27 protein-coding genes are annotated in these 24,345 nt (G+C 68.2%); 9 read left to right on the plus strand and 18 right to left on the minus strand.

All coding sequences use genetic code 11. The features are described 5' to 3' along the window. Positions 1-55 precede the first annotated feature (55 nt). From KIT25_17295 to KIT25_17315, 5 genes are read right to left on the minus strand one after another with little or no spacing between them, the layout of a single operon-like run. The gene (locus KIT25_17295) at positions 56-1,363 is read right to left on the minus strand and encodes an NtaA/DmoA family FMN-dependent monooxygenase (protein UYN93796.1); all 1,308 of its coding nucleotides are present in this window, start codon (positions 1,361-1,363) and stop codon (positions 56-58) included. Positions 1,364-1,392: 29 nt separating this feature from the next. Then, positions 1,393-2,307: a polysaccharide deacetylase family protein gene (locus KIT25_17300; protein UYN93797.1), complete on the minus strand. Its 915-nt coding sequence runs from the start codon at positions 2,305-2,307 to the stop codon at positions 1,393-1,395. Then, entirely contained in the window at positions 2,307-3,143 is an 837-nt protein-coding gene (locus tag KIT25_17305) for a phytanoyl-CoA dioxygenase family protein (GenBank protein UYN93798.1), read from the minus strand. Before KIT25_17305 ends, KIT25_17300 begins: the two co-directional genes overlap by 1 nt. A 2-nt stretch (positions 3,144-3,145) precedes the next feature. Then, a complete protein-coding gene (locus KIT25_17310) occupies positions 3,146-3,892 on the minus strand; it encodes a glucose 1-dehydrogenase (GenBank protein UYN93799.1) in 747 nt (248 codons plus the stop codon). Positions 3,893-3,939: 47 nt separating this feature from the next. After that, positions 3,940-4,698: a TerC family protein gene (locus KIT25_17315; GenBank protein UYN93800.1), complete on the minus strand. Its 759-nt coding sequence runs from the start codon at positions 4,696-4,698 to the stop codon at positions 3,940-3,942. 78 nt (positions 4,699-4,776) lie between these two features. On the opposite strand from KIT25_17315, the gene KIT25_17320 reads away from it, so the two are divergent. Continuing rightward, entirely contained in the window at positions 4,777-5,991 is a 1,215-nt protein-coding gene (locus KIT25_17320; GenBank protein ID UYN93801.1) for an MFS transporter, read from the plus strand. Here KIT25_17320 and KIT25_17325 read toward each other — a convergent pair. Beyond that, positions 5,964-6,944 carry an aldo/keto reductase gene (locus tag KIT25_17325; protein UYN93802.1) on the minus strand — a complete coding sequence of 327 codons (981 nt, stop codon included), beginning with the start codon at positions 6,942-6,944 and terminating at the stop codon, positions 5,964-5,966. The two genes, KIT25_17320 and KIT25_17325, sit on opposite strands and share 28 nt — an antisense overlap. A gap of 104 nt (positions 6,945-7,048) precedes the next feature. On the opposite strand from KIT25_17325, the gene KIT25_17330 reads away from it, so the two are divergent. Continuing rightward, positions 7,049-7,207: an Rdx family protein gene (locus KIT25_17330; GenBank protein ID UYN93803.1), complete on the plus strand. Its 159-nt coding sequence runs from the start codon at positions 7,049-7,051 to the stop codon at positions 7,205-7,207. Here KIT25_17330 and KIT25_17335 read toward each other — a convergent pair. Further along, entirely contained in the window at positions 7,200-8,183 is a 984-nt protein-coding gene (locus KIT25_17335; GenBank protein ID UYN93804.1) for a hydroxyacid dehydrogenase, read from the minus strand. The genes KIT25_17330 and KIT25_17335 overlap by 8 nt on opposite strands. A 24-nt stretch (positions 8,184-8,207) precedes the next feature. Beyond that, the gene (locus KIT25_17340) at positions 8,208-8,768 is read right to left on the minus strand and encodes an Lrp/AsnC family transcriptional regulator (GenBank protein UYN93805.1); all 561 of its coding nucleotides are present in this window, start codon (positions 8,766-8,768) and stop codon (positions 8,208-8,210) included. A 9-nt stretch (positions 8,769-8,777) separates the two neighbouring features. On the opposite strand from KIT25_17340, the gene KIT25_17345 reads away from it, so the two are divergent. Genes KIT25_17345 through KIT25_17355 form a run of 3 tightly spaced genes read left to right on the plus strand, consistent with a single transcriptional unit; the run spans position 8,778 to position 10,283 of the window. Beyond that, complete coding sequence (locus tag KIT25_17345) at positions 8,778-9,026, plus strand: hypothetical protein (GenBank protein ID UYN93806.1); 249 nt, start codon at positions 8,778-8,780, stop codon at positions 9,024-9,026. Then, on the plus strand, positions 8,909-9,862 hold the full coding sequence (locus KIT25_17350) for an alpha/beta hydrolase (GenBank protein UYN93807.1): 954 nt from the start codon (positions 8,909-8,911) through the stop codon (positions 9,860-9,862). Before KIT25_17345 ends, KIT25_17350 begins: the two co-directional genes overlap by 118 nt. A 37-nt stretch (positions 9,863-9,899) precedes the next feature. Further along, on the plus strand, positions 9,900-10,283 hold the full coding sequence (locus tag KIT25_17355; protein ID UYN93808.1) for an HPF/RaiA family ribosome-associated protein: 384 nt from the start codon (positions 9,900-9,902) through the stop codon (positions 10,281-10,283). A gap of 31 nt (positions 10,284-10,314) precedes the next feature. On the opposite strand, the gene KIT25_17360 is transcribed toward KIT25_17355, so the two are convergent. The 4 genes from KIT25_17360 to KIT25_17375 are packed head-to-tail and all read right to left on the minus strand — an operon-like array spanning position 10,315 to position 13,444. Next, entirely contained in the window at positions 10,315-10,848 is a 534-nt protein-coding gene (locus tag KIT25_17360) for a host attachment protein (protein UYN93809.1), read from the minus strand. Beyond that, complete coding sequence (locus tag KIT25_17365; protein UYN93810.1) at positions 10,845-11,465, minus strand: DsbA family protein; 621 nt, start codon at positions 11,463-11,465, stop codon at positions 10,845-10,847. Before KIT25_17365 ends, KIT25_17360 begins: the two co-directional genes overlap by 4 nt. A 3-nt stretch (positions 11,466-11,468) precedes the next feature. After that, on the minus strand, positions 11,469-12,644 hold the full coding sequence (locus tag KIT25_17370) for an amidohydrolase (protein UYN93811.1): 1,176 nt from the start codon (positions 12,642-12,644) through the stop codon (positions 11,469-11,471). 5 nt (positions 12,645-12,649) lie between these two features. After that, on the minus strand, positions 12,650-13,444 hold the full coding sequence (locus KIT25_17375) for an alpha/beta fold hydrolase (GenBank protein UYN93812.1): 795 nt from the start codon (positions 13,442-13,444) through the stop codon (positions 12,650-12,652). A gap of 76 nt (positions 13,445-13,520) precedes the next feature. On the opposite strand from KIT25_17375, the gene KIT25_17380 reads away from it, so the two are divergent. Then, a complete protein-coding gene (locus tag KIT25_17380) occupies positions 13,521-13,880 on the plus strand; it encodes a hypothetical protein (protein UYN93813.1) in 360 nt (119 codons plus the stop codon). A gap of 93 nt (positions 13,881-13,973) precedes the next feature. On the opposite strand, the gene cydB is transcribed toward KIT25_17380, so the two are convergent. Genes cydB through KIT25_17405 form a run of 5 tightly spaced genes read right to left on the minus strand, consistent with a single transcriptional unit; the run spans position 13,974 to position 19,641 of the window. Beyond that, positions 13,974-14,978, minus strand: coding sequence for a cytochrome d ubiquinol oxidase subunit II (cydB, locus tag KIT25_17385; GenBank protein ID UYN93814.1), 1,005 nt, complete (start codon positions 14,976-14,978; stop codon positions 13,974-13,976). Between the two features lies 1 nt (position 14,979). Continuing rightward, positions 14,980-16,389: a cytochrome ubiquinol oxidase subunit I gene (locus tag KIT25_17390; protein ID UYN93815.1), complete on the minus strand. Its 1,410-nt coding sequence runs from the start codon at positions 16,387-16,389 to the stop codon at positions 14,980-14,982. Positions 16,390-16,398: 9 nt separating this feature from the next. Then, a complete protein-coding gene (locus KIT25_17395) occupies positions 16,399-17,418 on the minus strand; it encodes an asparaginase (GenBank protein ID UYN93816.1) in 1,020 nt (339 codons plus the stop codon). Position 17,419: 1 nt separating this feature from the next. Continuing rightward, on the minus strand, positions 17,420-17,947 hold the full coding sequence (locus KIT25_17400) for a hypothetical protein (protein UYN93817.1): 528 nt from the start codon (positions 17,945-17,947) through the stop codon (positions 17,420-17,422). After that, positions 17,947-19,641, minus strand: coding sequence for a hydantoinase B/oxoprolinase family protein (locus KIT25_17405; GenBank protein ID UYN97969.1), 1,695 nt, complete (start codon positions 19,639-19,641; stop codon positions 17,947-17,949). The genes KIT25_17400 and KIT25_17405 overlap by 1 nt, the downstream gene beginning before the upstream one ends. An 81-nt stretch (positions 19,642-19,722) precedes the next feature. On the opposite strand from KIT25_17405, the gene KIT25_17410 reads away from it, so the two are divergent. Genes KIT25_17410 through KIT25_17420 form a run of 3 tightly spaced genes read left to right on the plus strand, consistent with a single transcriptional unit; the run spans position 19,723 to position 23,848 of the window. After that, positions 19,723-22,059 (plus strand): xanthine dehydrogenase family protein molybdopterin-binding subunit, encoded by a 2,337-nt coding sequence (locus tag KIT25_17410; GenBank protein UYN93818.1) that lies wholly within the window; start codon positions 19,723-19,725, stop codon positions 22,057-22,059. Further along, the gene (locus KIT25_17415; protein ID UYN93819.1) at positions 22,038-23,486 is read left to right on the plus strand and encodes a bifunctional 3-(3-hydroxy-phenyl)propionate/3-hydroxycinnamic acid hydroxylase; all 1,449 of its coding nucleotides are present in this window, start codon (positions 22,038-22,040) and stop codon (positions 23,484-23,486) included. The genes KIT25_17410 and KIT25_17415 overlap by 22 nt, the downstream gene beginning before the upstream one ends. Continuing rightward, the gene (locus tag KIT25_17420) at positions 23,462-23,848 is read left to right on the plus strand and encodes a hypothetical protein (protein UYN93820.1); all 387 of its coding nucleotides are present in this window, start codon (positions 23,462-23,464) and stop codon (positions 23,846-23,848) included. The genes KIT25_17415 and KIT25_17420 overlap by 25 nt, the downstream gene beginning before the upstream one ends. Positions 23,849-23,944: 96 nt before the next feature. Here KIT25_17420 and KIT25_17425 read toward each other — a convergent pair whose 3' ends face one another. Continuing rightward, complete coding sequence (locus KIT25_17425) at positions 23,945-24,337, minus strand: Zn-ribbon domain-containing OB-fold protein (GenBank protein ID UYN97970.1); 393 nt, start codon at positions 24,335-24,337, stop codon at positions 23,945-23,947. Positions 24,338-24,345 lie beyond the last annotated feature (8 nt).

Here is a 24,345-nt window from a genome sequence, read left to right on the forward strand (position 1 = left end):
ATCGGGCGAGCACACCGAGATGCTTGGCACGCGCCTCGAATGGGTTCGCGCCGGCTCAGAACTCGAGCAGGTTGTCGCGCAGGTGGCTGTGCGCATAGCGTGTGCGCACGACACCGCGGCGCTGCAGTTCGGGCACCAGCCCGTCGCACACCTCGAGGACGTAGCGGCGGTCGAAGTAGGTGTTGAAGATCAGGAAGCCGTCGCCGCCCACTTCCTGCATGATCTCCTGCATCATGCCGGCGACATGGTCGGCCGTGCCGGTGAAGTCGATGCCGGCCTTGCTGGCATAGGTCTGCACGATCGAGCGCGGCGTCTTGCCGATCCACTTGGCCAGCGCCGACTGGTGGCCGTTGGTGGTCAGCGTGTCGGGCAGCGGCTCGTCGAGGTCGAACCGCGCGAAGTCGATGCCGGTCAGCCGCGACATGCTGGAAAGCTGCATGTCGATGTTCTTCTCCGCCGCCAGACGTTCGAGACGCCGCCGCTCGTGCGCCGCCTCCATGGTCGTGTCGACGATCGGGTAGGCGAGGAAGAGCAGCTTGATCCGGTCCGGGTCGCGCCCGAGCGCGCGGGCCTGCCGGCGCACCTCCTCGCGATAGGCCTTCATGCTGGCGACGCTGCCGCCGCCCTCGGTGATGATCGTATCGGCCCATTGCGCGGCGAAGCGCTGTCCGCGCGGCGAGCCGCCGGCCTGGCAGATCGGCACCCGGCCCTGCGGCGAACGCGGCGCGTTGAGCGGCCCGCGGCACCGGAAGTACTTGCCCTCGTGGTGGATGGGATGGACCTTCGAGCCGTCGGCGAACAGCGGCGCATCGCGGTCCATCACGACGGCGTCGGGTTCCCAGGCCTCCCACAGCCGCGTGACCACATCGGCGAACTCGTCGGCGATGTCGTAGCGCTCGTCGTGCGGGTAGTGCCTGTCGCGACCGTAGTTCTGGGCGGCGCCGTCGTTGCTGCCGGTCACGCAGTTCCAGCCGATGCGTCCCTCGGTCACGTGGTCGAGCGAATTGACCAGCCGCGCCAGCAGGTAGGGCGGATACTCCGAAACCGAAAGCGTCGGCACCAGGCCGAGATGCGTCGTCGCCTGCGCGAGGTAGGGCACCAGCACCGCGGGATCGAGCTTGGGCGTGCTGGCGCCGTACTTGAGGTAGGTGTCGTGGCTGCCCCTGTAGGTGTAGGGCACGTTCGAGGAATCCTCGATGATGATGTAGTCGAAGCACGCCCGCTCCATGCCGCGCGCCAGGTCGACGAACAAGTCGGGCATCATCCAGCGCGCGGTGTCGCTGCCCGACCAGTCGCCGCGCCAGCTCTTGGGGCCATAGCCCTGCGACAGGAACCAGGCGAGATGAAAAGGTCGGGAGGCCATGGTCGTTGCCCTGCAAGTCCCCTGCCAGCCTAGGCCGGCGGCGGCACCATCGTGCCCTGGGGCAGCGCGGCGCAGTGGTCGTAGATGTCGCCCGGCCGCGTGAACCACACCTTGTCCTTCTGCGGGTGGTTGACGATGTGCTGCAGCGCCTCGCGCAGGCAGCGCAGCCGGTAGGGCTGGCCGACGATCATCGTGTGGAGCGCGATGCCGCAGACCAGCGGCTGCCGCGCCGACTGGCGCAGCAGCTCCTCGAACTGGCCGACGATGAAGTCGCGGAACTGCTCGGGCGTGTGGTGACGCACGAGGATCTGCGGCGAATCGTTGATCTCGATGGGATAGGGCACGCTCATCATCGGGCCCGACCGCGTCCTCAGCCACAGCGGCTGGTCGTCGGCCGGCCAGTCCATCAGAAAGTCGAAGCCCACCTCCTTCAGGAGGTCGGGCGTGCGATGGCTCGAGCTCATCCACGGCGCCATCCAGCCGCGCGGCCGCCGGCCCGACGCCTTCTCGATGGCGTCGCGCACCTCCTCGAGGAACCGCTTCTCGTCGGCTTCCCACATCTGGCCGTGACGCTCGGCATTGGTGCGGCCGTGGCCGATGAACTCGTCGCCGCGCGCCTTGATCGCCGCCACGATCTGCGGCGCGTAGTCGAACACCGTCGTGTTGACGAGATGCGCCGCCGGCAGGTCGAGCTCGTCGAACAGCTCGAGGCAGCGCCAGACGCCGACCCGGTTGCCGTAGTCGCGCCAGGCGAAGGTCCGCGGGTCGGGCGGCGTGCCCGCCACGGTGAGCAGGTGGCCGTCGCCGGCACCGAAGGCGAAATGCTCGATGTTCAACCCGAGATAGACCGCGAGCCGCTTGCCGCCCGGCCAGGAATAGTCCTTGCGCTCGGTGATCGGCGAATAGGCGTAGCGATCGTGGTACGGCAGGCGGATCGTGTGCATCAGGCGCTCTCGTTCAGGCTGGCATTCATCTCCCGGAAGGTCGCGACCGCGCGGGCATGGAAGGCGCGCTCCTCGGGACCCGCCTCGGCGAGCGGGCGGCGCTCGTCGTCGAAGTGGCCGTATCTGTCCTCGCCGCGAACCAGCATCGCCGTGACGCGCCGGCGCGCCGTGCAGCGGGCATGGGTCGGGATGTAGCTGATGCCGAGCCCGACGCGGCGGTGCGGCGACCGGTTGGGCCGCGAATTGTGCACGAGATGGGTGTGGTGCAGCGAGAACTGGCCGGCCCTCACCGGCATGAATTCGGTCCGCGATCGGTCGACGTCGACCGCCAGCGTCTGGCCGCGCGACAGCAGGTTCTCGGTATCCTGCATCTCGGCGTGGCGCAGCTGGCCGAGCTTGTGCGAGCCCGGCACGACCTCCATGCAGCCCGCCTCGATCGGTGCGTCGGTCAGCGCCACCCAGGCGGTGACGTGGCAGACCGGATCGAGCGCGAAGTAGGTCGCATCCTGATGCCAGCTCACATAGGCGCCCGAGCCGGGATCCTTGGGCCATACGGTGAGATGGAAGAGCCGGATGTTCGGCCCGATCAGGTCCTCGACGGCGTCGAGCACCTCGGGGGCATGGACGATCTCGTCGACCCAAGGAAACAGCAGGTGCGGCTTGAAATTGTGGCCGCGCGTCATCTTCTGGCCTTCGGCCCGCTCGAAGGCCTCGAGCCTGTCATGCCAGGAACGCGCCTGAGCGGCGGAGAAGGCGTCGACCGGGCAGATAAAACCGTCGCGCTCGTAGCGGGCGACCTGCTCGGGCGAGAGCTTCTTGTACGTCGCCGGGGGCATGGTCAGTGCGCGGTCCAGCCGCCGTCGACGAACATCAGATGCCCCGTAATGAACGAGGCATCGTCGCTGGCGAGGAACAGGGCGGCCTTCGCCACCTCCTCCGGCTGCCCGATGCGGCCCATGGGATGGCGCTCCTTCCAATAGGCGCGCATCGCGTCGGGCTCGGCGTAGCGCTTGAGCGAACGCGCCGGCATCGGCGTGTCGATCACGCCGGGCATCAGCGCGTTGACTCGGATGCCCTGCGCCGCGTGGTCGACCGCCATGGTCTTGGTGAAGGACGCGATGGCGCCCTTCGAGGCGACGTAGGCGGCGTTGCGGCCGGGACTCGACTGGGCGAGCTGCGAGCCGACCGTGACGATCGCGCCGGACTTCGCGGCGAGCATCGGCTTGATGGCGTGATGGATCCAGAGATAGGTGCCCTTGACGTTGACGGCGAAGGTCCGGTCCCACGCCGCTTCCTCCACCGCATCGACCGTGCCGCCGAGCGAGATGCCGGCGGCGGTGAGCAGCACGTCGATGCGGCCCCATCGCTGCATGACCCGGGCGACCCCGTCCTTCGCCTGCGCATCGCTGCTGACATCGGCGACGATTGCGAGGCCGTCGATCTCCCTGGCCACTCCGGCGACGCCCGCGTCGTCCTGGTCGACCACCGCGACCCTGGCGCCTTCGGCGGCGAACAGTCGGGCCGACGCCGCGCCGATGCCCGAGGCTCCGCCTGTGACGATGGCGACCCGATCCCTGAGTTTCATGGACCGAGCTTAGCGTGTCCGCCACGCCCATGTCAGCGCGGGACGTTTCAGCGCGGCCGTTTGCGCAGCGGCCGGCGCTTTCGCTGCGCGCGTCGCACCAGCATATTCAAGCCCTCGACCAGCGCGGAAAACGCCATGGCGGCATAGATGTATCCCTTGGGGACATGGACGCCCATGCCGTCGGCAATCAGCGCCATGCCGATCATCAGCAGAAAGCCGAGCGCCAGCATGACGATGGTCGGGTTGTCGTGGATGAACCGTGCCAGCGGATCGGCGGCCAGCAGCATCACGACGACCGCGACGACGACCGCGATGACCATGATCGGGATGTGATCGGTCATGCCGACGGCGGTGATGATGCTGTCGAGCGAGAACACCAGGTCGAGGATCAGGATCTGACCGATGACGCCGAGCATGGTCGCCTGGACCGCCGCCGAAACATCAGCCTCGGCTTCCTCGTCGACGACGACCTGATCGCGAATTTCGCTGGTCGCCTTGTAGATCAGGAACAGGCCGCCGGCGATCAGGATCAGGTCGCGCCAGGAAAAGCCGTGGCCGAACAGTGAAAACAGCGGCGTCGTGAGCTGGACGATGAAGGCAACGCCCGTCAACAGCCCCAATCGCAAGAAGACGGCGAGCCCGATGCCGATTCTGCGTGCCGTCGAGCGCTGATGTTCCGGCAGCTTGTTGGTCAGGATGGAGATGAAGATCAGGTTGTCGATGCCCAGCACGACTTCCAAGACCACGAGCGTCACCAGCGCCGCCCAGGCGTTGGGATCGGCGGCGAGCGCGAGAAGGTTTTCCATGGGCCCATAGATAGGACATTGCCGCCTCGCGCCAAGGGGCCTTTCCATCGGTCGGTCCAGCCGCTAAGCCGCCTGACGATGTCCTCTTCCGCCGCGCCGCCGCGGCCCGTTCCCACATTGGCGATCGTCCTGCTGTCGGTGGCCGCCTTCGCCGCGGCCGCCAACATGCGGGTGGTCGATCCGCTCCTGGTCCAGCTTTCGGCGAGCTTCGGCGTCACCGTCGGACAGGCGTCGATCGTGGCGACGGCCTTCCTGTTCGCCAACGGCGTGTTCGTCCTGCTGTACGGGCCCGTCGGCGACCGCCACGGCAAGATGCCGGTTGTCGCCCTGGCATGCCTGGGAGCCGCGCTTTGCTGCATCCTGAGCGCCCTGTCGGAAACGCTCGGCATGCTGACGCTGGCGCGCTTCCTGACCGGGGTCGCGAGCGCGGCCATCATTCCGCTCGCCATGGCCTGGGTGGGCGACAACGTCGGCTACGAAAGACGACAGGCCACGCTGGCCCGCTTCCTCGCCGGCCAGACCCTGGGCCTGATGGCTGGCACGGCGCTGGGCGGCGCTCTGGGCGACTGGCTGGGCTGGCGGGCGGTCTTCTGGCTGCTGGCGGTGATCTATCTCGCCGCCGGCGGCGCCTTGTTCGCCGTGATGCGCAGCCGGACCGATCTCGCACGACCCGTGGCGCGCGCGGCCGGCTCGATGGCGGCCCAGATGGCCTCTGTCTTGCGCCGGCCGTGGGCGCGGACTGTGATCCTGGTGGTGCTCCTGGAGGGCGGCATCTTCTGGGGCACCTTCACCTTCGTCGGCGCCGACTTGCACCAACGCTTCGGCCTGAGCATCGCCACCGTCGGCCTCGCCGTCGCCGCCTTCGGCGGCGGCGGCTTCGCCTACGTCACGGTCGCGCCGCATCTGGTGCGGCTGCTCGGCGAACGCGGCCTGTGCCTGTGGGGCGGGCTGGGGCTCGGCATCGCCTTCGCCGCCATGGCCTTCGCGCCGTCGGCCGGCGTGGCGTTCGCCGCCATCGCCCTCTCGGGCGTCTCCTTCTACATGCTGCACAACACGCTGCAGACGCACGGCACGCAGATGGCGCCGGAAATGCGCGGCTCGGCGCTGGCGCTGTTCTCGCTCTGCCTGTTCACGGGTCAGGCGATCGGCGTGCCGCTCGCCGCGCCCGTCGTCGACCGCTGGGGCGCGCCGCCGATCTTCATGGCGGCGGCCATCACCCTGCCGCTGCTCGCCGTGTGGTTCGCCTGGGCGATCGGCAGGCGCGCTCAGTTGGCCGGCGACACCCGGAACTGATAGGGCTCCTCGAGAAGCTTCTGTTCCTCGGAAGTGATCGCGACGTCGGTGGCCTGCGCCGCCGAGGTGAGCTGGTCGAGCCCGGTCGCGCCGATGATGGGCGAGGCCATGTAGGGCTTGCTCAGCATCCAGGCGAGCGCCGCCTGCGCCGGCGACACGTTCTTGCCGGCCGCCACCTTCTTCAGCCGCTCGACGATCTCCCAGTCGCAGTCGCGATAGGTGCCGGGCTGCACGTTGACGTCGTTCTTCGAGCGCTCGGTGGTGCCGCCGCCCTCCTTGCTGCGGTTGCCGGCGAGGAAGCCCCGGGCGAGCGGCGAGTACGGGATCAGGCCGACGCCCTGCTCGTGGCAGAGCCGGTTCATCTCGCGCTCCTCCTCGCGCTGGACGAGGTTGTAGAGGTTCTGCATGGCGATCGGCCGGGCATGGCCCTTCCAGTCCGCCAGCATGATCATCTGCGCGAACTTGTAGGCCGGCATGGTCGAGCCGCCGATGTAGCGCACCTTGCCCGAACGGACGATCTGGTCGAGCGTGTACATCGTCTCTTCCATCGGCGTGTGCGGGTCGAGGCGATGGACCTGGTAGACGTCGATATAGTCGGTCTGCAGGCGCCTGAGCTGCTGGTCGACCGACGCCATCAGGTGCTTGCGCCCGGTGCCGACGTCGTTGGCCACGTCGCTCATGCGGATGCCCACCTTGGTCGACAGCACGATCTCCTCGCGCTTGACCATCTTGAGCAGGGTGGCGCCCACGATCTCCTCGGAACGGCCGAAATTATAGGTGTCGGCGGTGTCGAAGAACGTGATGCCGACGTCGAGCGCGCGCTTGAAGTAGGCGGGCGCCTCGGCCTCGTCGAACTTGCCCCAGCCGCGCCGTCCCTTGGCGCCCCACGAATTGCCGCCGAGACAGATGCGGCTGACGATCAGGCCGGAACGGCCGAGCGGTCCATATTTCATTCCCATTCCCCTTGCTGGCGGACGCACAGACGCCCACCTTACCCGCCATGAAGATCCTGATCGAATATTGCGGCGCTTGAGGCTACAAGCCGCAGGCCCTCCGTGTGAGGGATAGCCTCCAGAAGAAGGGCGCAACCGACATCGAGTTGCGCCCCGGCAAGTCCGGCCAGTTCGACGTCACCGTCGACGGCGCCCTGAAATACACGCGCAGCAAGACGGGGCGTTTTCCGACCGACGACGAGATCGAAGACCTCGCTACTTGAAGATCTCCTTGTTGACGACGTTGGCCACGTTGGGCCGGCCGTCGAAGACGCTGAGGATGTTCTCGATCGCGGTCACCGCCATACGGTCGCTCGCCTCCTTGGTGACGCCGGCCATGTGCGGGCTGAAGATCACGTTTTCGAGGCCGAACAGCTTGTTGTTGGGATCGGGCGGCTCGCGGTCGAGCACGTCGAGCCCCGCGCCGCGCAGCTTGCCGCTGGTCAGTGCCGTGTAGAGCGCCTCCTCGTTGACGATGCCGCCGCGCGCGGTGTTGACCAGGAAGGCGTCGGGCTTCATCAGCCCGATCGTCTCGGCGTTGAACATGTTCACCGTCTCCGGCGACTTGGGGCAGTGGACCGAGACGAAATCGACCTTGGGCAGGATCGCCTTGAGGTCGGTCACCTTCTTTGCCCCGGCCTTGGCGATCTCCGGCTCGGAGATGTTGGGGTCCATGACGTAGACGTCCATCTCGAAGGCGACGCAGCGCTTCACCGTGCGCGAGCCGATGCGGCCCATGCCGACCACCAGGATCGCCTTGCCGGCAAGATCGGCCGGCAGATCGCTGAGCCGCTCGGCCCACGTGTTGGCGCGCACGAAGCGGTCGTGCTTGCGGCTGAGCCGCGCCGAGGCCAGCAGCATGTACATGGCGTGCTCGGCGACCGACACCGAATTGGCGATGCCGGTGGTCATCAGCGGAATCTTGCGCTTGTTGAGCGCGGGAATCTCGACGGCATCAAAGCCGACGCCGAGCCGCGCCACGACCATCATGCCGGGCGCGACATCGAGCTCGGCCTGGCGGAACGGCGTCGCGCCGAGCGTCACCGCGTTGGCGTCCTTGAGCCTGGGATGCAGCGAGGCGGCGGAATCGTTCGTCAGGATCTCGTAGTCGACGTCGTCGCGCCGCTTCAGCACGTCTATTCCGGCCTGCGGCATGCGGCCGACGATCAACACCTTCTTGCGATTCTTGCCCGTGCTCATCGTTCTCCTGCCCCCCTTTGTTCGTCAGGGAAGATACGACAACGGCAGCCGGGTGGTAGACTTGATTTCCTCCATGGCGAACATGGACGTCACGTCGCTCAGCTCGACCCTGGCGATCAGCCGCTTGTAGAAGGCGTCGTAGGCCTCGATGTCGGGCAAGGCGAGCCGGATCAGGTAGTCGATCTCGCCCGACATGCGATAGCAGTCCATGACCTCCGGAAACGAGGCGATGGCGCGCGCGAAGCGCGACAGCCACTGCGCCGTGTGCTGGTTGGTGCGCACCGCCACGAACACCGTCACCCCGGCATTCACCGCCTTGCGATCGAGCAGCGCCACCTTGGCGCGGATCACCCCCCGCTCACGCAGGCGATTGATGCGCCGCCAGCACGGCGTGGCGGAGAGCCCGACGCGGCGGGCGATCTCGGCCAGCGGCATGTCCGCATCATGCTGCAGGCAATCGAGTATCTTCCGGTCGAACGGATCTAGGAATATTTTTTCACGCAAGGGCCATCTCCCGCAAAGTAATTGTCGATGTTTGCGTGAACGGCGCCAACAGAGCAACCCGCTTCCCGGCGAACCACGCATACTGCCCGCATGTTCCGCCGCTTCACCGACCATCCCGCCTCGGTCGACGAGACCTACCTGCAGCATCTCGGCATGGCCTTCGGCTTCGGCGGGCGCATGCTGGTTGGCGCCCTCGCCTGTTTCGTGCATGGTCTTTTTCCGTGGCTTTGTCTCACCCGCGGCAGCGACACCATCCGCACCTTGCATCACCGCATGGTAACTCATCGCCGCGTGCGGCCTTCCGACGACGCTGCGGCCGCGGTGGTCGCCGCGGAATAGCGCTCCTCGCGCTGCTCCTCTCGGGATGGCCGGCGCAGGCGCAGGACCGCAGCACCCTCGCGGCGACGATCGACGGCGCCAGCCTGCGGCTTGCCGTCGTCACCTACAAGCCGCCCGGCGGCGGGCCCTTCCCCACGCTCATCTTCCATCACGGCTCGACCGGCCGCGGCACCGATCCGGGCCTGTTCGCCCGCGTCTACGATCCGCGTTCGCTGGCCGAGTGGTTCACGGCGCGCGGATGGGCCGTCGTCCTGCCGTCGCGCCGCGGCCGCGGCGGCTCGGAGGGCACCTACGACGAGGGATTCGGGCTCGATCGCGGCCGCGGCTACACCTGCGAGGAACCGTTCTCGATTCCAGGCGCTGACCGCGCGCTGAAGGACATCGACGCGGCGACGGCGGCCATCCTCGCCCAGCCCTTCGTCGATCGTACGCGGATCGCCGTCGGCGGACAATCGCGCGGCGGCATTCTCACCATCGCCTGGACGGGACGCCAGCCACAGGTGGCGCGCGCGGCGATCAACTTCGTGGGCGGCTGGATGGGCACGGGATGCTCCAGCGCCAGCTCGATCAACCAGAGCCTGTTCAAGCGCGGCGCCGCCTTTCCCCTGCCGTCGATCTGGCTCTACGGCGAGAACGACTCGTTCTATTCGCTGTCGCATTCGCGATCGAACTTCGCCGCCTTCCGGGCGGCCGGCGGCAAGGGCACGTTCCACGAATTCGCGCCGTCGCCGCCCGGTTCCAACGGCCACTACATTTCGGCCACCCCGAGCCTGTGGACGCCCGTGCTCGAGGCCTACCTTGCGGAGCGCGGCCTGCCGTCCCATCTGAAGAACTAGACAGCAACCACGCACGGAACGGGCCGTTTTCCCTGCCATGGAAACTCCGCTCAAGATCAGCTTCCAGGGCTCGCAGCCCAGTGACGCACTCTCCCGGATGATCGCCGAAGAAGTCGAGGCGCTCGAGAAGTTCCACGGCCGCCTCACGGCCTGCCACGTCAATGTGCGCGTGCCGCCGCACGGCGGGCGCTACGCGGTGAATATCCACCTCGCCCTGCCCGGCCATCTCGACATCAACGTCGACCACGTGTCGGACGACGACGAGCGGTTCATCGACCCGCAGTTCGCCGTCGGCGACGCCTTCCGCCGTGCCGGCCGCCAGCTCAAGGAGCGCGCGCGCAAGCAGCGCGGCGAGACCAAGCGCCTGCGCGAGAGGGTCGAGCGGACGCTGGCCCAGCCCGATCCACCGAAAAAGCCCTGATCGCCCGACGGCGGCCCAGAGAGGCAGCGGCCTAGAGAGGCAGCGGCAAGGCCGCGGCCAACGCCTTCCACACCGCCTGCGGCGTCGAGGTGGTGAGATCCTTGGCGAGCTCGTGCGCCACGCTCTTCTGGACGCGCTTGCTCATCAGCGAACGCAACTCGCCGAGGGTGCGCCGGGGCGCCACGACGATCAGACGGTCGTAGCGGGCGACGGCGTCGTCGAGCGCGCCCGCGAGCTCGGCGACGAACTTGTGCTTTTCCACCTTCTGCGGATCGTGCGCGGGCTCCAGCGCGTGGCGATTGAAGCCGCGGACCGGCGAACGATAGGCGCGGCCCGGCCGGTCGGTGACGAGTTCGCGGGTGAGCTTGCGCGCCCGCGGCGCCGTCATTTCCGACCGCGTCGCGACAACGAGCTTGCCCTCGCCGGGCTCGAAGAAGCGCGCCCGCGCACTGTCGGCCACGACGATCAGCGTCTTGCGCGCCCTGCGTGCCAGGCGAGGCGCCTCCGGCAGCCTGGCGCGGCGGCGCGGCTTCATGACGGCCTTGTTGCTGGTCGAACGGGTCATGTCGGCTCCTGTTCTCGGACGCGGATTCCGATGCCTTTCTCCCCGAGCCGTTCGCGCAGCAATCCGATGCGATCGCCGCCCCAGAACAGCTCGCCGTCGAAGACGAAGGTCGGCACCCCGAAAACGCCGGACGCCTCCGCTTCGTTCCGCAGCCGGTCGTGCTCGGCGCCGCCGGCGCCGTCGTAGAAGGCGCGAAATCCGGCGGGCGCACCGGCCTCGCCCAGCACGGCGTCGACCGCTTCGACGCTTTCAGGATCGAGCGCGCGCCGCCAGAAGCGGTCGAACGCCAGGTCGTTGTAGGCGCGGAACACGCCGTGCCGTTGCGCCCACAGCATCCCGGCATTGGCGGGACGCGCAGAGTAGATCTTCTTCGGCCCCATCAGCGTGAGGCCCTGCTTGCCGGCCCAGCGCCGCGCATCCATGTAGGCGTAGCGCACGCGCCGCCAGTGATGCGGATCGCGTTCGGCCACCGACTGCTGGAAGGAAGCGATGTCGAGCGTGTAGGGCCGCCACTCAAGCGCGACGTCGAAGTCCGCCTCCAGCGCGTAGGCCCATGCCTTGGCGACATAGGCGTACGGGCTGACGTAGTCGCTCCACAGAACGACCGTGGCCGGCATCGGCTATCTTGCGTCCCTGGCCAGCTTCTTCTCGACCACCCGTGACCACAGCGTGGCGCCCAGCGTCAGGATCTCGTCGTTGAAGTCGTAGCCCGGGTTGTGCACCTCGCAGCCGCCCTCGCCGCCGCCGTTGCCGATGTTGATGAAGGCACCCGGCACCTTCTCCAGCATGTAGGAGAAATCCTCCGAGGCCATGACGTAGGGCCCCTCGCGGTTCATGTTCTCCTCGCCGACGATCTCGGCCGCCACGTCGGCGATGAACTTGACGGCGTCGCGGTCGTTGACCAGCGGCGGGAAGACGACGCGAACGTCGGGCTCGGCCTTGCCGCCCAAGGTCTGGGCGATGCCCCTCGAGATCGTCTCGATGCGCTCCTTGACCAACGCCATCGTCTCCTTGCGAAAGGCGCGGATGGTGCCGCGCAGCACCGCCTCCTGCGGGATGACGTTGTAGGCGTCGCCGGCGTGCATCTGCGTCACCGAGATCACCGCCGAATCGAGCGGCGCCACGTTGCGCGACACCACGCTCTGCAGCGCCGAGATGATCTGCGTGCCGATGATCACCGGATCGATGCCGCTCTCCGGCCGCGCGCCGTGCGCGCCCTTGCCAGTGATCTTGATGTCGAACAGGCCGCCGCCCGCCATCTGCGGGCCCGAGCGGATGGCGAACTTGCCGACGTCGAGCTTGGGCCTGTTGTGCATGCCGAAGATCTGCTCGCACGGGAACTTGTCGAACAGCCCGTCCTTGACCATCGCCTCGGCGCCGCCGCGTCCCTCCTCCGCCGGCTGGAAGATGAAGTGCACCGTGCCGTCGAAATTGCGCGTCGCCGAGAGATACCTCGCCGCGCCCAGCAGCATGGTGGTGTGGCCGTCGTGCCCGCAGGCATGCATGCGGCCCTGGTGCCGGCTGCGATGCTCGAAGGTGTTGTGCTCGTCCATCGGCAGCGCGTCCATATCGGCGCGCAGGCCGATGGCGCGCGGGTTGTTGCCGACACGCACCGTGCCGACCACGCCGGTCTTGCCGATCCCGGTGGTGACGTCGCAGCCGAACTCCTTGAGCTTCCGGGCAACGATCTCCGACGTGCGCTCCTCCTCGAAGCCGAGCTCGGGATGGGCGTGGATGTCGCGCCGGATGGCGGTCAGCTCGGCGCCGAAGGCGGCGATCTTGGGTTCGATCTTCATGGACTTCAGGACTCCAGCAGGAAGGACGTCATTACACGCTGAAACTCGCCCGGATGCACGTTCGGATACATGTGCCCGCCGTCCGGCAGGACGTAGGCGCGCGCGTCGGGGATCAGGCGCACCAGCTCTTCGGTGAAGTAGAGCGGCGTCACCATGTCGTCGCGCGCGCAGATGGCGAGCGTCCGCGCCCGCACCCTCTGGAGCTGGTCCCGCCGGTCGTGCGCCACGATGGCGGCGATGCGCGACAGCACGATCTCCGGCACCGGGATCGTCTCGGCCGCCTTGGCCTCGGCGGCGGCGAGATCGGCGTCGTGATCGCGTACCCAGGACGGCATGTTGAGCGCCAGCGCGCTCGACTTCAGGTAGGCCGCCGGCCCGAGTTCGCGCAGCATCAGCGAGCGCACTTCGAACAGGCGGCGGAAGAAGGCGTCGGTCCTGGCCCAGGTGGCGCTCAGCACCAGCCGGTCGATGCGTTCGGGATGCTCGATCGCCAGCACCTGGCCCATGGCCCCGCCCGTCGAGTGGCCGCACCAATGGACCTTGTCGAAGCCCAACCCCTCGATCAGCTGCAGCGCGTCGTCCGCCATCTGACCGACCGAGTAGTCGATGCGGCTCAGGCTGCTCCGCGCGGTGCCGCGGTGGTCATGGACGACGACGGTGAAGCGCTTCGCCAGGGCGGCGACGTTGACGCCCCACCAGCGGCCGTCGCCGCCCAGCCCGGGCACCAGGAACAGCGGCGGTCCCTCGCCGTGCCTTTCGTAGAAGAGATCGGCGCCGTCGCGCAGCTTGAAGTGTGGCATTTGCCCGATTGCCCTCTTCCGCGAGGCGGCTAAGCTTCGCGGCACTGAAATGGGTGGGTCGGGAGAAAAGCGCAGGATGCGTCGTTTGTCGATTGGCGGCATCGCATTGGCCGCCCTGCTCGGCGCGTGCGTGCAGCAGCCGCCAACGGTCGCCTGGACTCCGATCGCCCGGCCGGAGGCGGACGATCCGAGGCCTGCCGGGATCGCCTATGTCTGCGAGGGCCGCAAGGAGGTCTCGGTCGTCTATGCGCGCAACCGCGCCTCGGTGACCTTCGCCGACAAGACCTGGCGCATGGAGTACCTGCCGGTCGAGCAGGGTTTCGTCTATCGCGACGCCGCCAACGAATGGGCCGGCCGCGACGACCTGGCGTCGCTGCGCGAGCATGCCGGCCGGCCGCTCGCCTTCAACTGCCGCCCGGTCCGGCGCACTAGCTGAGCCACAGCCTGATGCCGTAGCCCACCAAGGCGACGGCGCCGACGCCGGCGAGCCACAAGCCGAAGAACCACGCCCACTGACGGCGTGTCGGCATCAGTGATAGCCCTCGTGGCCGGTCTTGCCGCGGAACACCCAGTAGGCATAGGCGGTGTAGGCGAGGATGATCGGCACCATGATCGCCGCGCCGACCAGCATGAAGCCGAGGCTCTTGTCGGGTGCGGCGGCATCCCAGATCGACAGCGCGCGCGGCACCACCCAGGGATAGAGGCTGATGCCGAGCCCCGCCAGGCCGAGCGCGAACAGGCCGAGCGAGATCAGGAACGGCCAATAGGTGTGGCGGCGGCGCAGGGTGAAGAACAGGGCAACGGCCGCCAGCGTCACCAGCAGCGGCACCTGCGCGGTGAACAGGATCTGCGGCCAGGCAAACCAGCGCAGGTAGTAGTCGTTGGCGAGGAACGGCGTCCAGGCGCTCACCGCCGCCATGCCGACCAGCGTGGCGACGGCGAAGCGCGGCGCCAGACGATGGCAATGTTCGAGCAACGATCCCTCGCTCTTCATGATCAGCCAGGTCGCGCCGAGCAGGCCGTAGCCCGCGAGCAGCGCCACGCCGACCAGCAGGCTGAACGGCGTCGCCCAGTCCCACCAGCCGCCGGCGTAGGATCGCTCGTCGACGGCGATGCCCTGCAGCAGGCCGCCGAGCACCACGCCCTGCGCCAGGGTGGCGACGATCGACCCCAGGGTGAAGGCGGCGTCCCAATACTTGCGATGCCCCGGGTCGCGCCAGCGGAACTCGAAGGCGACGCCGCGGAAGATCAGCGCCAGCAGCATGGCGATGAGAGGTGCATAGAGGGCGGAAAAGATGACTCCATACGCGAGCGGAAAGGCCGCCATCAGCCCGCCGCCGCCCAGCACCAGCCAGGTCTCGTTGCCGTCCCAGACCGGCGCGATCGAATTCATGGCGGTGTCGCGTTCGCGTCCCTCCTCGAACGCGGGAAAAAGAATACCGATGCCGAGGTCGAAGCCGTCCATCACGACATAGGCGAAGATCGCAAAGGCGATGATGAAGGCCCAGATCGTGGGCAGGTCGAAGGCCGGCATGTCACACCTTCCCTTCCGGCCGCGCGACGGCCGGCGCGGGCGTGATGCCGGCGGCGCGCTGCGGGCCTTCGTGTCCGGGGCCCGGTTCGGCCGCCTGCGGCGCACGCGACATCAGGCGCAGGATGTAGAGCGTGCCGGCGCCGAACACGATGAAGTAGACGACGATGAAGGCGAGCAGCGACGCCGCCACCGCCGGTGCCTCGAGAGGCGAGACAGAGTCGGCGGTGCGCAGCAGGCCATGGACGGTGTAGGGCTGGCGCCCGACTTCGGTCGTCACCCAGCCGGCGATCACCGTGACGAAGCCGGCCGGTCCCATCGCGAGGGCAAAGCGGTGCAGCCACACCCAGTCGTAGAGCGACCGCCGCCATCGCGCGAGCAGGCTCCAGACGCCCAGCAGCAGCATGAGCAACCCCAACCCGACCATGATCCGGAAGGCCCAGAAGACGATCGCCACCGGCGGCCACTCCGAACGGTCGACCGTGTCGAGACCGTCGAGCGGCGCGTCGAGCGAGTGCTTGAGGATCAGGGACGACGCCTTGGGAATCGAGACTTCGTAGAGCACGCGAGCTGCGCCTTCGTCCGGCCAGCCGAAGAGAACGAGGGGCGCGCCGTCGGGATAGCTCTTGAAATGGCCCTCCATCGCCATGGTCTTCACCGGCTGGTGCTCGAGCGTGTTGAGGCCGTGCTGGTCGCCGACGAGGATCTGCACCGGGATGACGGCGGCGATCATGCCCATCGCCATCGAGAACATGACCCGCGTGCCCTCGGTCTTGCGGCCGGTCAGCAGATGCCACGCGCCGACCCCGCCGACCACCAGCGCCGTCGTCAGGTAGGCCGCCAGCACGGTGTGAACCAGGCGATAGGGAAACGACGGGTTGAAGATCAGCGCGATCCAGTCGACGGGCACGAACTGGCCGTTGTCGGCGATGGCATGGCCGGCCGGCGTGTGCATCCAGCTGTTGGCCGACAGAATCCAGAACGCCGACAGGAAGGTTCCGACGGCGACGGCGAGGGTGGCGGTAAAGTGGAGGCCGCGACCGACCCGGTTCATGCCGAACAGCATGACGCCGAGGAAGCCGGCCTCGAGGAAGAAGGCGGTCAGCACCTCGTAGGCCATCAGCGGCCCGATCACCGGGCCGACCTTGTCGGAGAACACCGACCAGTTGGTGCCGAACTGGTAGGACATGACGATGCCCGACACCACGCCCATGCCGAAGGCGAGCGCGAAGATCTTCAGCCAGTACTTGAAGAGATCGAGATAGACCTGCCGTCCGGTCCACAACCACAGCCCCTCGAGCACCGCGAGGTAGCTCGCCAGCCCGATCGAGAAGGCAGGAAAGATGAAGTGGAACGAGACGGTGAAGGCGAATTGCAGTCGTGCCAGCAGGGTCGCGTCGAGAGTCTCGAACATGGCGTTCCCCTATCCGAACGCGTCGAACACCTCGGCGATCGCCGCACGATCCAGACCGGCGCGCAGGCACGTTTCGAGAAGCACGCGCGCCTTCACCGGATGCAAGCGACCGCCCCAGATGAGACCGGCCTTGCGTAGCGCAATCTCCGCGCTCGGGCCACCGTAAGTCTGTCGCAGCATCGGCCCGCCGCCGGCGCGCGGCGCGATCACGGTCGGCAGGGCCGCGGCGAGGCGCGGCATGAGGTCGGCGACGCGCTCCGGCACGTGTCCGCCGCCCATGGCGGCGATTACGGCGCCGCGGTAGCCGAGGCGGTCGCGCGCCTCGAGCAGCGCCGCGATCAACCCGCCCGCCTCGTCGAGGCCCATCGACAACAGCGCGACCGGCGCGGCCGTGCCGCGGTGCGCCGAACCGAGCCGCCGACGCGCCGCGACGACGGCGTCGCGCACCGGCAGGCCGAGCGGCACGAGGCGATCCTCGACCAGGGCGGCGAGCGGTCCTGTCTGCGGCGACGCGAAGGCATTGAGGCGTGTCGGATGAATCTTGAGCACGTCCGCCGCCGCATAGACCTCGTCCAGCATCACGGCGACCACTCCGATCGCCCTGGCGTGGGCGCGGAACCACGGATCGCAGGCGACGCGCGCGGCGGCGAGGAGATTGCCCGGCCCGTCCGGCGACGTGAGCGCGGGGTTGCGCATGGCGGCGGTGACGATGACGGGAACGTCGCGGTCGAGCAGCAGGTCGAGGAGAAATCCCGTCTCCTCGAGCGTATCGGTGCCCTGTGTCACGATCACGCCATCAACGTCGAGCCCCTTGATCCTCGTCGCCAGCGCATGGATCTGGTCGAAGGACAGCGAATGGCTGCCGACCCGCGACACCGTCTCGGCCCTTATCTCCGCCAGCTCGCCGAGCCTCGGCACCGCCGACACCAGATCGTCGGCGCCCAGGCCCATCTGCATGGCCCCGGACGAATCGGGCCGCGTGGCGATGGTGCCGCCGAGCGCCAGGACATGGAGACGTGGCCTCGTCACGTCACGCCATCTTGAACGACTTGAAGAAGCGCTCGGCATCCGGCCCGCTGGTGCTGCCCGCCGGCCCCATGAAGGCGAGCGAGGCGAAGCGATGCTCCTTCAGCAGCACGAGCTGGCGCAAGCCGTTGCCGCCGCGCAGGGTGCCGACCGATTCGGCGGCCGCGCCGGCCAGGATCTCGCGCCACTGGACCTGGCTCCACCTGCCGCCCTCGAGCGCCCGGGCACGGGTGTCGAGCGCCGTCTGCAGCAGGCCGCGCGGCTGGGTCGTGTCGACGTCGCGCGGATAAAGCGCGGTCTGCACGACATAGGAGAAGCCGCCCATCTCGAGGCTGTAGGAATGGAGCGCGAAGGCCGTGCCGCGCGCCGAGGCGTCGTTGACGACGCGGTGGTCGGGAATACCCGGCATCTCCACGGTGAAGGCATTGCCCTCGACCTGCACGCCGTACCACCGCGTCGGCATGCGCAGCTGCGCCGCGGCCGGCGCGGCCGCGCCGACGGCAATCCCCACGAGGAGGCTTCGGCGCCGCATCACGTCGCCGCCGGACGCCCGAACCTGACGCGCGCCTCGTCGGTGGTATAATAGCCGCGCGCCACGTCGCGCTCGATCAGTTCGGCCTTGCGCCTGGCCGGATCGCCGAACCCACCGCCGCCCGGCGTCGACACGCGCACCACGTCGCCGACGCCGATCTGGATGTCCTGGTCCTTCGACAGGTGCGGCGGACGATAGGTCTTGCCGGCCTGCGTCACGGCGACGGTGTTGGTCGCTCCGGCCTCGCCGCCGAGGGCGCCCTGCGGGCCGGTGCGGCCATGGTCCATGACCATCGAGACGCGGGCCTCGCCGCGGCGCAGCCTGATCGCGTAGTTGATACCGAAGCCGCCACGATATTCGCCGGCGCCGCCCGAGCCCTCGCGCAGCGAGAACTCCTCGAACAGCACGGGGTAGAACTGCTCGAGCACCTCGACCGGCGGCATCTTGGAGATGCCGATGGTCGAGCAGCCGTTCGACAGTCCATCACCGCCCCGGAACCCGCCGTAGCCGCCGCCGGTGAAGAGATACATGATGTAGTTCTTCTTGCGCTCGGGGTCGTAGCCGCCGATGCCGAGATTGCCCGACGTGCCGGCGGGAGCTGCGAACAGCAGGTCGGGAATCGCCCTGGTCAATGCGGCGAACACGGCTTCGGCGATGCGCTGACTCACCTCGGCCGCGCAGCCCGAGACCGGCCGCGGATACCGCGCGTAGAGAAACGTGCCTTCCGGTTCGACGATCTCGAGCGGCTCGAACGTGCCCGAGTTGATCGGCACGTCCGGGAAGATGTGCTTGATGGCGAGATAGATCGCCGACTTGGTGGTGGCGATGACGCTGTTCATCGGCCCGCGGCAGGGCGGGCTGGAGCCGGTCATGTCGAAGGTCAGGCCCTCGCCCTTCTTCGTGATCTTCATCCGGATCGTCAGCGGCTCGTCGACCACGCCGTCGCTGTCGACGTGCGAGGTTCCTTCGTAGACGCCGTCGGGGATGGCGGCGATCCTGGCGCGCATCTGGCGCTCGGCGCGATGGCGCATCTCGGCGATGGCCTGCCGGACCGTGCCGGCGCCATAGCGGTCGATCAGCGCCGCGAGCCGCTGCTCGCCGGTGGCGAGCGCGGCTGCCTGGGCCTTGATGTCGCCGATGCGCTGGTCGGCGATGCGGATGTTGGAGAGGATGATCGACAGGATCTCCTGGTCCATCTCGCCCTTCTTGAAGAATTTCACCGGCGGCAGGCGCAGCCCCTCCTGCTCGACCTCGGTCGCGCTCGCCGAGAAGCCGCCCGGCACCATGCCGCCCACGTCGGGCCAGTGGCCGGTGTTGGCGAGCCAGGCGAACAGTTCACCCCTATGGAAGAAGGGCTTCACGAACCTGACATCCATCAGATGCGTGCCGCCGAGATAGGGGTCGTTGACGATGAAGACGTCGCCGGGGTCGACCTTTCCCGCATAATGGCTCTTCACCCGATCGATGACGGCACGGGTCGAGAATTGCATGGTGCCGACGAACACCGGCAGGCCGAGTTCGCCCTGCGCGATCAACGATCCGTCGAGCGCGTCGTAGATGCCGTCGGACCGGTCCATGCCCTCGGAGATCACCGGCGAGAAGGCGGAGCGCACGAAGGCGAGATCCATCTCGTTGCAGACCTGGATCAGGCCGTTCTGGATGACCGTGAGCGTGACGGGATCGAGGTTCGACATGACGGCAATGACTAGCACAGGCCCCCGCCTCGTGCGCTATGATCGGAACCGATCTCCCACCTTTTTCGGAATGGACCGCCCATGAACGTCGCCCAGGACGCGGACGATCTCAACCTGATGAAATTCGGCATCGGCCAGCCGGTGCCGCGGCAGGAGGATCCGACGCTGCTGCGCGGCCATGGCCGCTATACCGACGACGTGAATCTGCCGGCGCAGGCACATGCCGTCATGGTGCGAAGCCAGGTCGCGCACGGCATCATCAAGGGCATCGACACCGGCCAGGCGAAGGCCATGCCGGGCGTGCTGGGCGTTTGGACGGGGACCGATCTCAACGCCGCGGGCTACGGTCCGCTCAAGACCCTGATTCCGGTTCCCAATCGCGATGGATCGCCGATGAAGGCTCCGACGCGCCATTCGCTCGCCACCGACAGGGTGCGCTTCGTCGGCGATCCCGTCGCCTTCGTCGTCGCCGAGACGTTGGCGCAGGCCAAGGACGCCGCCGAGGCCGTCCAACTCGACATCGATGCGCTTGCCGCCGTCACCGACGCCCGCGCCAGTGCGCAGCCGGGCGCGCCGCTGGTGTTCGACGAGGCGCCCGGCAATCTCTGCGTCGACTTCCACTATGGCGACACCGCCAAGGTGGCGGACGCCTTCGCCCGGTCCGCCCATGTCACGCGCCTGCGCCTGGTCAGCAACCGGATCGTCGTCTGCGCCATGGAGCCGCGCTCGGCAGTCGCACACTACGACAAGGCGAGCGACCGCTACACGTTCCACGTCGGCAACCAGGGTGCCTTCGGCATGAAGCACCAGATGGCGGCGCTGCTCGGCATCAAGCCCGAGCAGATGCACGTGCTGACCGGCAATGTCGGCGGCTCGTTCGGCATGAAGGGCTCGCCGTTTCCCGAGTATGCCGGCCTGTTCCATGCCTCGCGGCTGCTTGGGCGGCCGGTGAAGTGGACCGACGAGCGCAGCGGCAGCTTCCTCAGCGACCAGCACGGCCGCGACCACGATTTCGACGCCGAGCTCGCACTCGACCAGGACGGCACCTTCCTCGCGCTGCGCCTCGACGGCTACGCCAACGTCGGCGCCTATCTCGCCAACGTCGGCCCGCTGATGGGATCGATGGGCGTGACGCGCAACATCGCCGCCATCTACCGCACGCCGCTGATCGAGGTATCGAGCAAGGTGGTGTTCACACACACCTCGCCGGTAGGCGCCTATCGCGGCGCGGGCCGGCCCGAGGCCAACTACTTCATGGAGCGCCTGATCGAGACGGCGGCGCGCGAGATGGGCATCGACGCGGTGGCGATGCGCAAGCGCAACCACATCAGGCCGGAGGAGATGCCCTACAAGACCGCGTCGGGCACGACCTACGATTCGGGCGAGTTTACGGCCGTGCTCGACAAGGCGCTGGCGGCGGCCGATGTCGCCGGCTTTCCCGCGCGCCGGCAGAACAGCAGAGCGCGCGGCAGACTGCGCGGCCTCGGCATCGGCAACTATCTCGAGGTCACCGCGCCCCCGATCAAGGAGATGGGCGGCATCCGCTTCGAGGCCAACGGCGACGTCACCATCATCACCGGCACGCTCGACTACGGGCAGGGCCACTGGTCGCCCTTCGCCCAGGTGCTGACCGAGAAGCTCGGCATCCCGTTCCGCCGGATCAAGCTGATCCAGGGCGATAGCGATCTGCTCGTCGCCGGCGGCGGCACCGGCGGCTCCAAGTCGATCATGGCGTCGGGCGCGGCGATCGTGGAAGCCTCCGACAAGGTGATCGACAAGGGCAAGCAGATCGCCGGCGCCGTACTGGAGGCGTCGGCGGCCGACATCGAGTTCAGGCTCGGCCGCTTCAACATCGTCGGTACCGACCGAGGCGTCGGCATCATGGAGCTGGCCGAGAAGCTGCGCGGCGGGCTGACGCTGCCCGAAGGCGTGCCGACGAGCCTCGACGTCAGCCATGTGCACGAGGCCGCGCCGTCGGCCTTTCCCAACGGCGCGCACGTCGCCGAGGTCGAGATCGACCCAGACACGGGCATTGTCGAGGTGGTGAAGTACACCATGATCAACGACTTCGGCACGGTCATCAATCCGCTGCTCGTCGAGGGCCAGAGCCACGGCGGCGTGGTGCAGGGCATCGGCCAGGCGCTGTTCGAGCGCGTCGTCTACAGCGAGGACGGCCAGCTGCTCAGCGGCAGCTTCACCGACTACGCGCTGCCCCGCGCCGACGACGTCCCCTCCTTCGCCATCGGCTACCATTCGGTGCCGGCCAGGACCAACCTGCTCGGCGCCAAAGGCTGCGGCGAGGCGGGCTGCGCCGGATCCCTGCCTTCGGTGATGAACGCCATCGCCGACGCGCTGGGCGGCCGGCACGTCGACATGCCGGCGACACCCGAGCGCGTGTGGCAGGCGCTGCACAGCTGAGCGCAGACGTCGCCATCGTCGGCTGCGGGCCGGTCGGCGCCCTGCTCGGCAACCTGCTCGGGCAGGCGGGCCTTTCGGTCGCCATCTACGAGCGCGACAGCGAGATCCATCCGCTGCCGCGCGCCGTGCACTTCGACGGCGAGGTGATGCGAGTCTTCCAGGCCACAGGCCTGGCGGAGCCCATTGCCGCGGCAACCCGCGCCTCGTCGAGGGGCATGCACTTCATCGATGCCGGGGGGCGCACCCTGATGGTCCGGCGCGGCATCGAGGGGCAGGGGCCGCACGGCTGGGCCGGCAACTGGTATTTCCATCAGCCGACGCTGGAGCGGATCCTGCGCGGCGGCCTCGAGCGCTTCGCCAACGTCCGCCTTCATCTCGGCCACGACGTCGGCTCCGTCGACGAACTCGACGCACGCTATGTGGTGGGGTGCGATGGTGCGCGCTCACTGGTACGCCACGCTATCGGCAGCCGACAGTGCGATCTCGGATTGCACCAGCCCTGGCTGGTGGTCGACCTGCTGTGCGATCCAGAGTCGCCGCGGGTGCGCGCTTTGCCCGAGTACACGATCCAACTCTGCGATCCGAAGCGGCCGATGACCGTCGTCAACGTCAGCGGCGTGCGACGACGCTGGGAAATCATGCAGATGCCGGGCGACGATCCCGCGCGTCTCATCGATCCCGATGTCTTCTGGCCGATGATGGCGCGCTGGCTCGGGCCCGAGGACGCCACGGTCGAGCGTTCGGCCGTCTACACCTTCCATTCGGTGGTGCAGGAAGGCTGGCGCAAGGGCCGTCTCTTGCTGGCCGGAGATTCCTGCCATCAGACACCGCCCTTCCTCGGCCAGGGCATGTGCGCGGGCATGCGCGATGCCGCCAACCTCGCCTGGAAGCTTGCGGCGGTCGTGCGGGACGGAACCGACGAAAGGCTGCTCGACACATACGAGAGCGAGCGCCTGCCGCACGTGCGCGCCTTCATCGAGCTTGCCGTGAAGCTCGGCGCGGTCATCCAGGCGACCGAACCCACGGCCGTCGAGGAGCGCGACCGCCGCTTCGACAAGGGCGCCGAGATGTTCGACTTCCCGCAGCCGCAACTCGGACCGGGCTTTCGCGCCGACGCACCATCCCCGGTCGGCACCATCTTCCCGCAGTCGCGCCTGCCCGGCGGCCGCCTCATGGACGAGGCGATCGGCCGGCGGTTCGCCATCGTCGGCGAACCGGCATTGCTCGAGGGTATCGATATGCCGGCCGCGGTACTGCTGCCTGGGGCAGGAATGGATTGGCTCGCGGCGCACGGCGCGCGCGCGGCTATCCTGCGGCCGGACCGCTACATCTTCGCGGTGGCGAACTCGCGCGAGGCGCTCGTCGAGGCAATCCGCGGCGCGAGGGCTTCGTTCGATTCGGGATGGTCGCCACTCTCCACGTCCTGAGCATCATCCTGGTCGCCGTGGGCATGGGCCTGGCGCTCGCCCACGCGCTGGAACTGCCGGGCAAGCGTCGACTGGACGAGGCGACGTTCCGCGCCGTGCAGACGATCTACTATCCGGGATTCACCATCGGCGGCGTGTTCGGTGAGCCGCTGGCGTTTCTCGCGACGGCGGGGCTGCTCGCCCTGACGCCGGCCGAGCGGACGCCGACCACGGGGGCATTGGCTGCGGCTCTCTTGTTCATGCTGCTTGCCCATGCCGTCTATTGGACGATCACTCATCCCGTGAACAAGGTCTGGCTCGGCAAGGAGAAGCTCGGTCGGCCGGCGCGACCTTCTTCGGAATCGGCAAGGCGAGTTCGGTAGGCGATTGGACGACGCTGCGCGACCGCTGGGAGTGGTCCCACGTTGCACGAGCGACGCTGATGACGTTCGCGCTGGTCGCGCTCGTCGTGGCTGCCGTCACGCCGGCGTGAACATCGGCAGCGGCGGTCCCCCGTCGGTCGGCTTGAAGACGAGCTTCACCGGCTGCTCGACCCGGAGCTTGTCGAGGTCGCAATCGACGATGTTCGTCACCATGCGCGGGCCCTCGGCCAGCGTGACGTAGGCCATGGCGTAGGGCACCGGCGCGCGGCGCATCACCGAGTAGGAATAGATCGTACCCTTGCCCGACGCCTCGACCCATTCGGTCTTGTCGGAGAAGCAGAACGGGCAGAGCGCGCGCGGATAGTGGTGGAATTCGCCGCAGGCGGTGCATTTCTTCACCAGCAGCTTGCCCCTGGCGGCGGCGTCCCAATAGGCTTGGGTCTCGGCGCTGACGGCCGGCGCCGGCAGCTTGCGTTCCTTCTTCTCCATCGGGCTCT

The organism is Enhydrobacter sp., from assembly GCA_025808875.1.
In the GTDB taxonomy this organism is placed as follows: Bacteria; Pseudomonadota; Alphaproteobacteria; order Reyranellales; family Reyranellaceae; genus Reyranella.

What these genes read in the sequence shown, in the direction of transcription:
- KIT25_17355 (UYN93808.1), top strand. Translation starts at nt 9,900, where the DNA reads ATGGAAACTCCGCTCAAGATCAGCTTCCAGGGCTCGCAGCCCAGTGAC.
- cydB (UYN93814.1), bottom strand. Translation starts at nt 14,978, where the DNA reads ATGCCGGCCTTCGACCTGCCCACGATCTGGGCCTTCATCATCGCCTTT.
- KIT25_17380 (UYN93813.1), top strand. Translation starts at nt 13,521, where the DNA reads ATGCGTCGTTTGTCGATTGGCGGCATCGCATTGGCCGCCCTGCTCGGC.
- KIT25_17320 (UYN93801.1), top strand. Translation starts at nt 4,777, where the DNA reads ATGTCCTCTTCCGCCGCGCCGCCGCGGCCCGTTCCCACATTGGCGATC.
- KIT25_17370 (UYN93811.1), bottom strand. Translation starts at nt 12,644, where the DNA reads ATGAAGATCGAACCCAAGATCGCCGCCTTCGGCGCCGAGCTGACCGCC.
- KIT25_17300 (UYN93797.1), bottom strand. Translation starts at nt 2,307, where the DNA reads ATGCACACGATCCGCCTGCCGTACCACGATCGCTACGCCTATTCGCCG.
- KIT25_17405 (UYN97969.1), bottom strand. Translation starts at nt 19,641, where the DNA reads ATGTCGAACCTCGATCCCGTCACGCTCACGGTCATCCAGAACGGCCTG.
- KIT25_17340 (UYN93805.1), bottom strand. Translation starts at nt 8,768, where the DNA reads ATGCGTGGTTCGCCGGGAAGCGGGTTGCTCTGTTGGCGCCGTTCACGC.
- KIT25_17425 (UYN97970.1), bottom strand. Translation starts at nt 24,337, where the DNA reads ATGGAGAAGAAGGAACGCAAGCTGCCGGCGCCGGCCGTCAGCGCCGAG.
- KIT25_17310 (UYN93799.1), bottom strand. Translation starts at nt 3,892, where the DNA reads ATGAAACTCAGGGATCGGGTCGCCATCGTCACAGGCGGAGCCTCGGGC.
- KIT25_17410 (UYN93818.1), top strand. Translation starts at nt 19,723, where the DNA reads ATGAACGTCGCCCAGGACGCGGACGATCTCAACCTGATGAAATTCGGC.
- KIT25_17335 (UYN93804.1), bottom strand. Translation starts at nt 8,183, where the DNA reads ATGAGCACGGGCAAGAATCGCAAGAAGGTGTTGATCGTCGGCCGCATG.
- KIT25_17360 (UYN93809.1), bottom strand. Translation starts at nt 10,848, where the DNA reads ATGACCCGTTCGACCAGCAACAAGGCCGTCATGAAGCCGCGCCGCCGC.
- KIT25_17390 (UYN93815.1), bottom strand. Translation starts at nt 16,389, where the DNA reads ATGTTCGAGACTCTCGACGCGACCCTGCTGGCACGACTGCAATTCGCC.
- KIT25_17305 (UYN93798.1), bottom strand. Translation starts at nt 3,143, where the DNA reads ATGCCCCCGGCGACGTACAAGAAGCTCTCGCCCGAGCAGGTCGCCCGC.
- KIT25_17345 (UYN93806.1), top strand. Translation starts at nt 8,778, where the DNA reads ATGTTCCGCCGCTTCACCGACCATCCCGCCTCGGTCGACGAGACCTAC.
- KIT25_17375 (UYN93812.1), bottom strand. Translation starts at nt 13,444, where the DNA reads ATGCCACACTTCAAGCTGCGCGACGGCGCCGATCTCTTCTACGAAAGG.
- KIT25_17325 (UYN93802.1), bottom strand. Translation starts at nt 6,944, where the DNA reads ATGAAATATGGACCGCTCGGCCGTTCCGGCCTGATCGTCAGCCGCATC.
- KIT25_17400 (UYN93817.1), bottom strand. Translation starts at nt 17,947, where the DNA reads ATGCGGCGCCGAAGCCTCCTCGTGGGGATTGCCGTCGGCGCGGCCGCG.
- KIT25_17295 (UYN93796.1), bottom strand. Translation starts at nt 1,363, where the DNA reads ATGGCCTCCCGACCTTTTCATCTCGCCTGGTTCCTGTCGCAGGGCTAT.
- KIT25_17315 (UYN93800.1), bottom strand. Translation starts at nt 4,698, where the DNA reads ATGGAAAACCTTCTCGCGCTCGCCGCCGATCCCAACGCCTGGGCGGCG.
- KIT25_17365 (UYN93810.1), bottom strand. Translation starts at nt 11,465, where the DNA reads ATGCCGGCCACGGTCGTTCTGTGGAGCGACTACGTCAGCCCGTACGCC.
- KIT25_17420 (UYN93820.1), top strand. Translation starts at nt 23,462, where the DNA reads ATGGTCGCCACTCTCCACGTCCTGAGCATCATCCTGGTCGCCGTGGGC.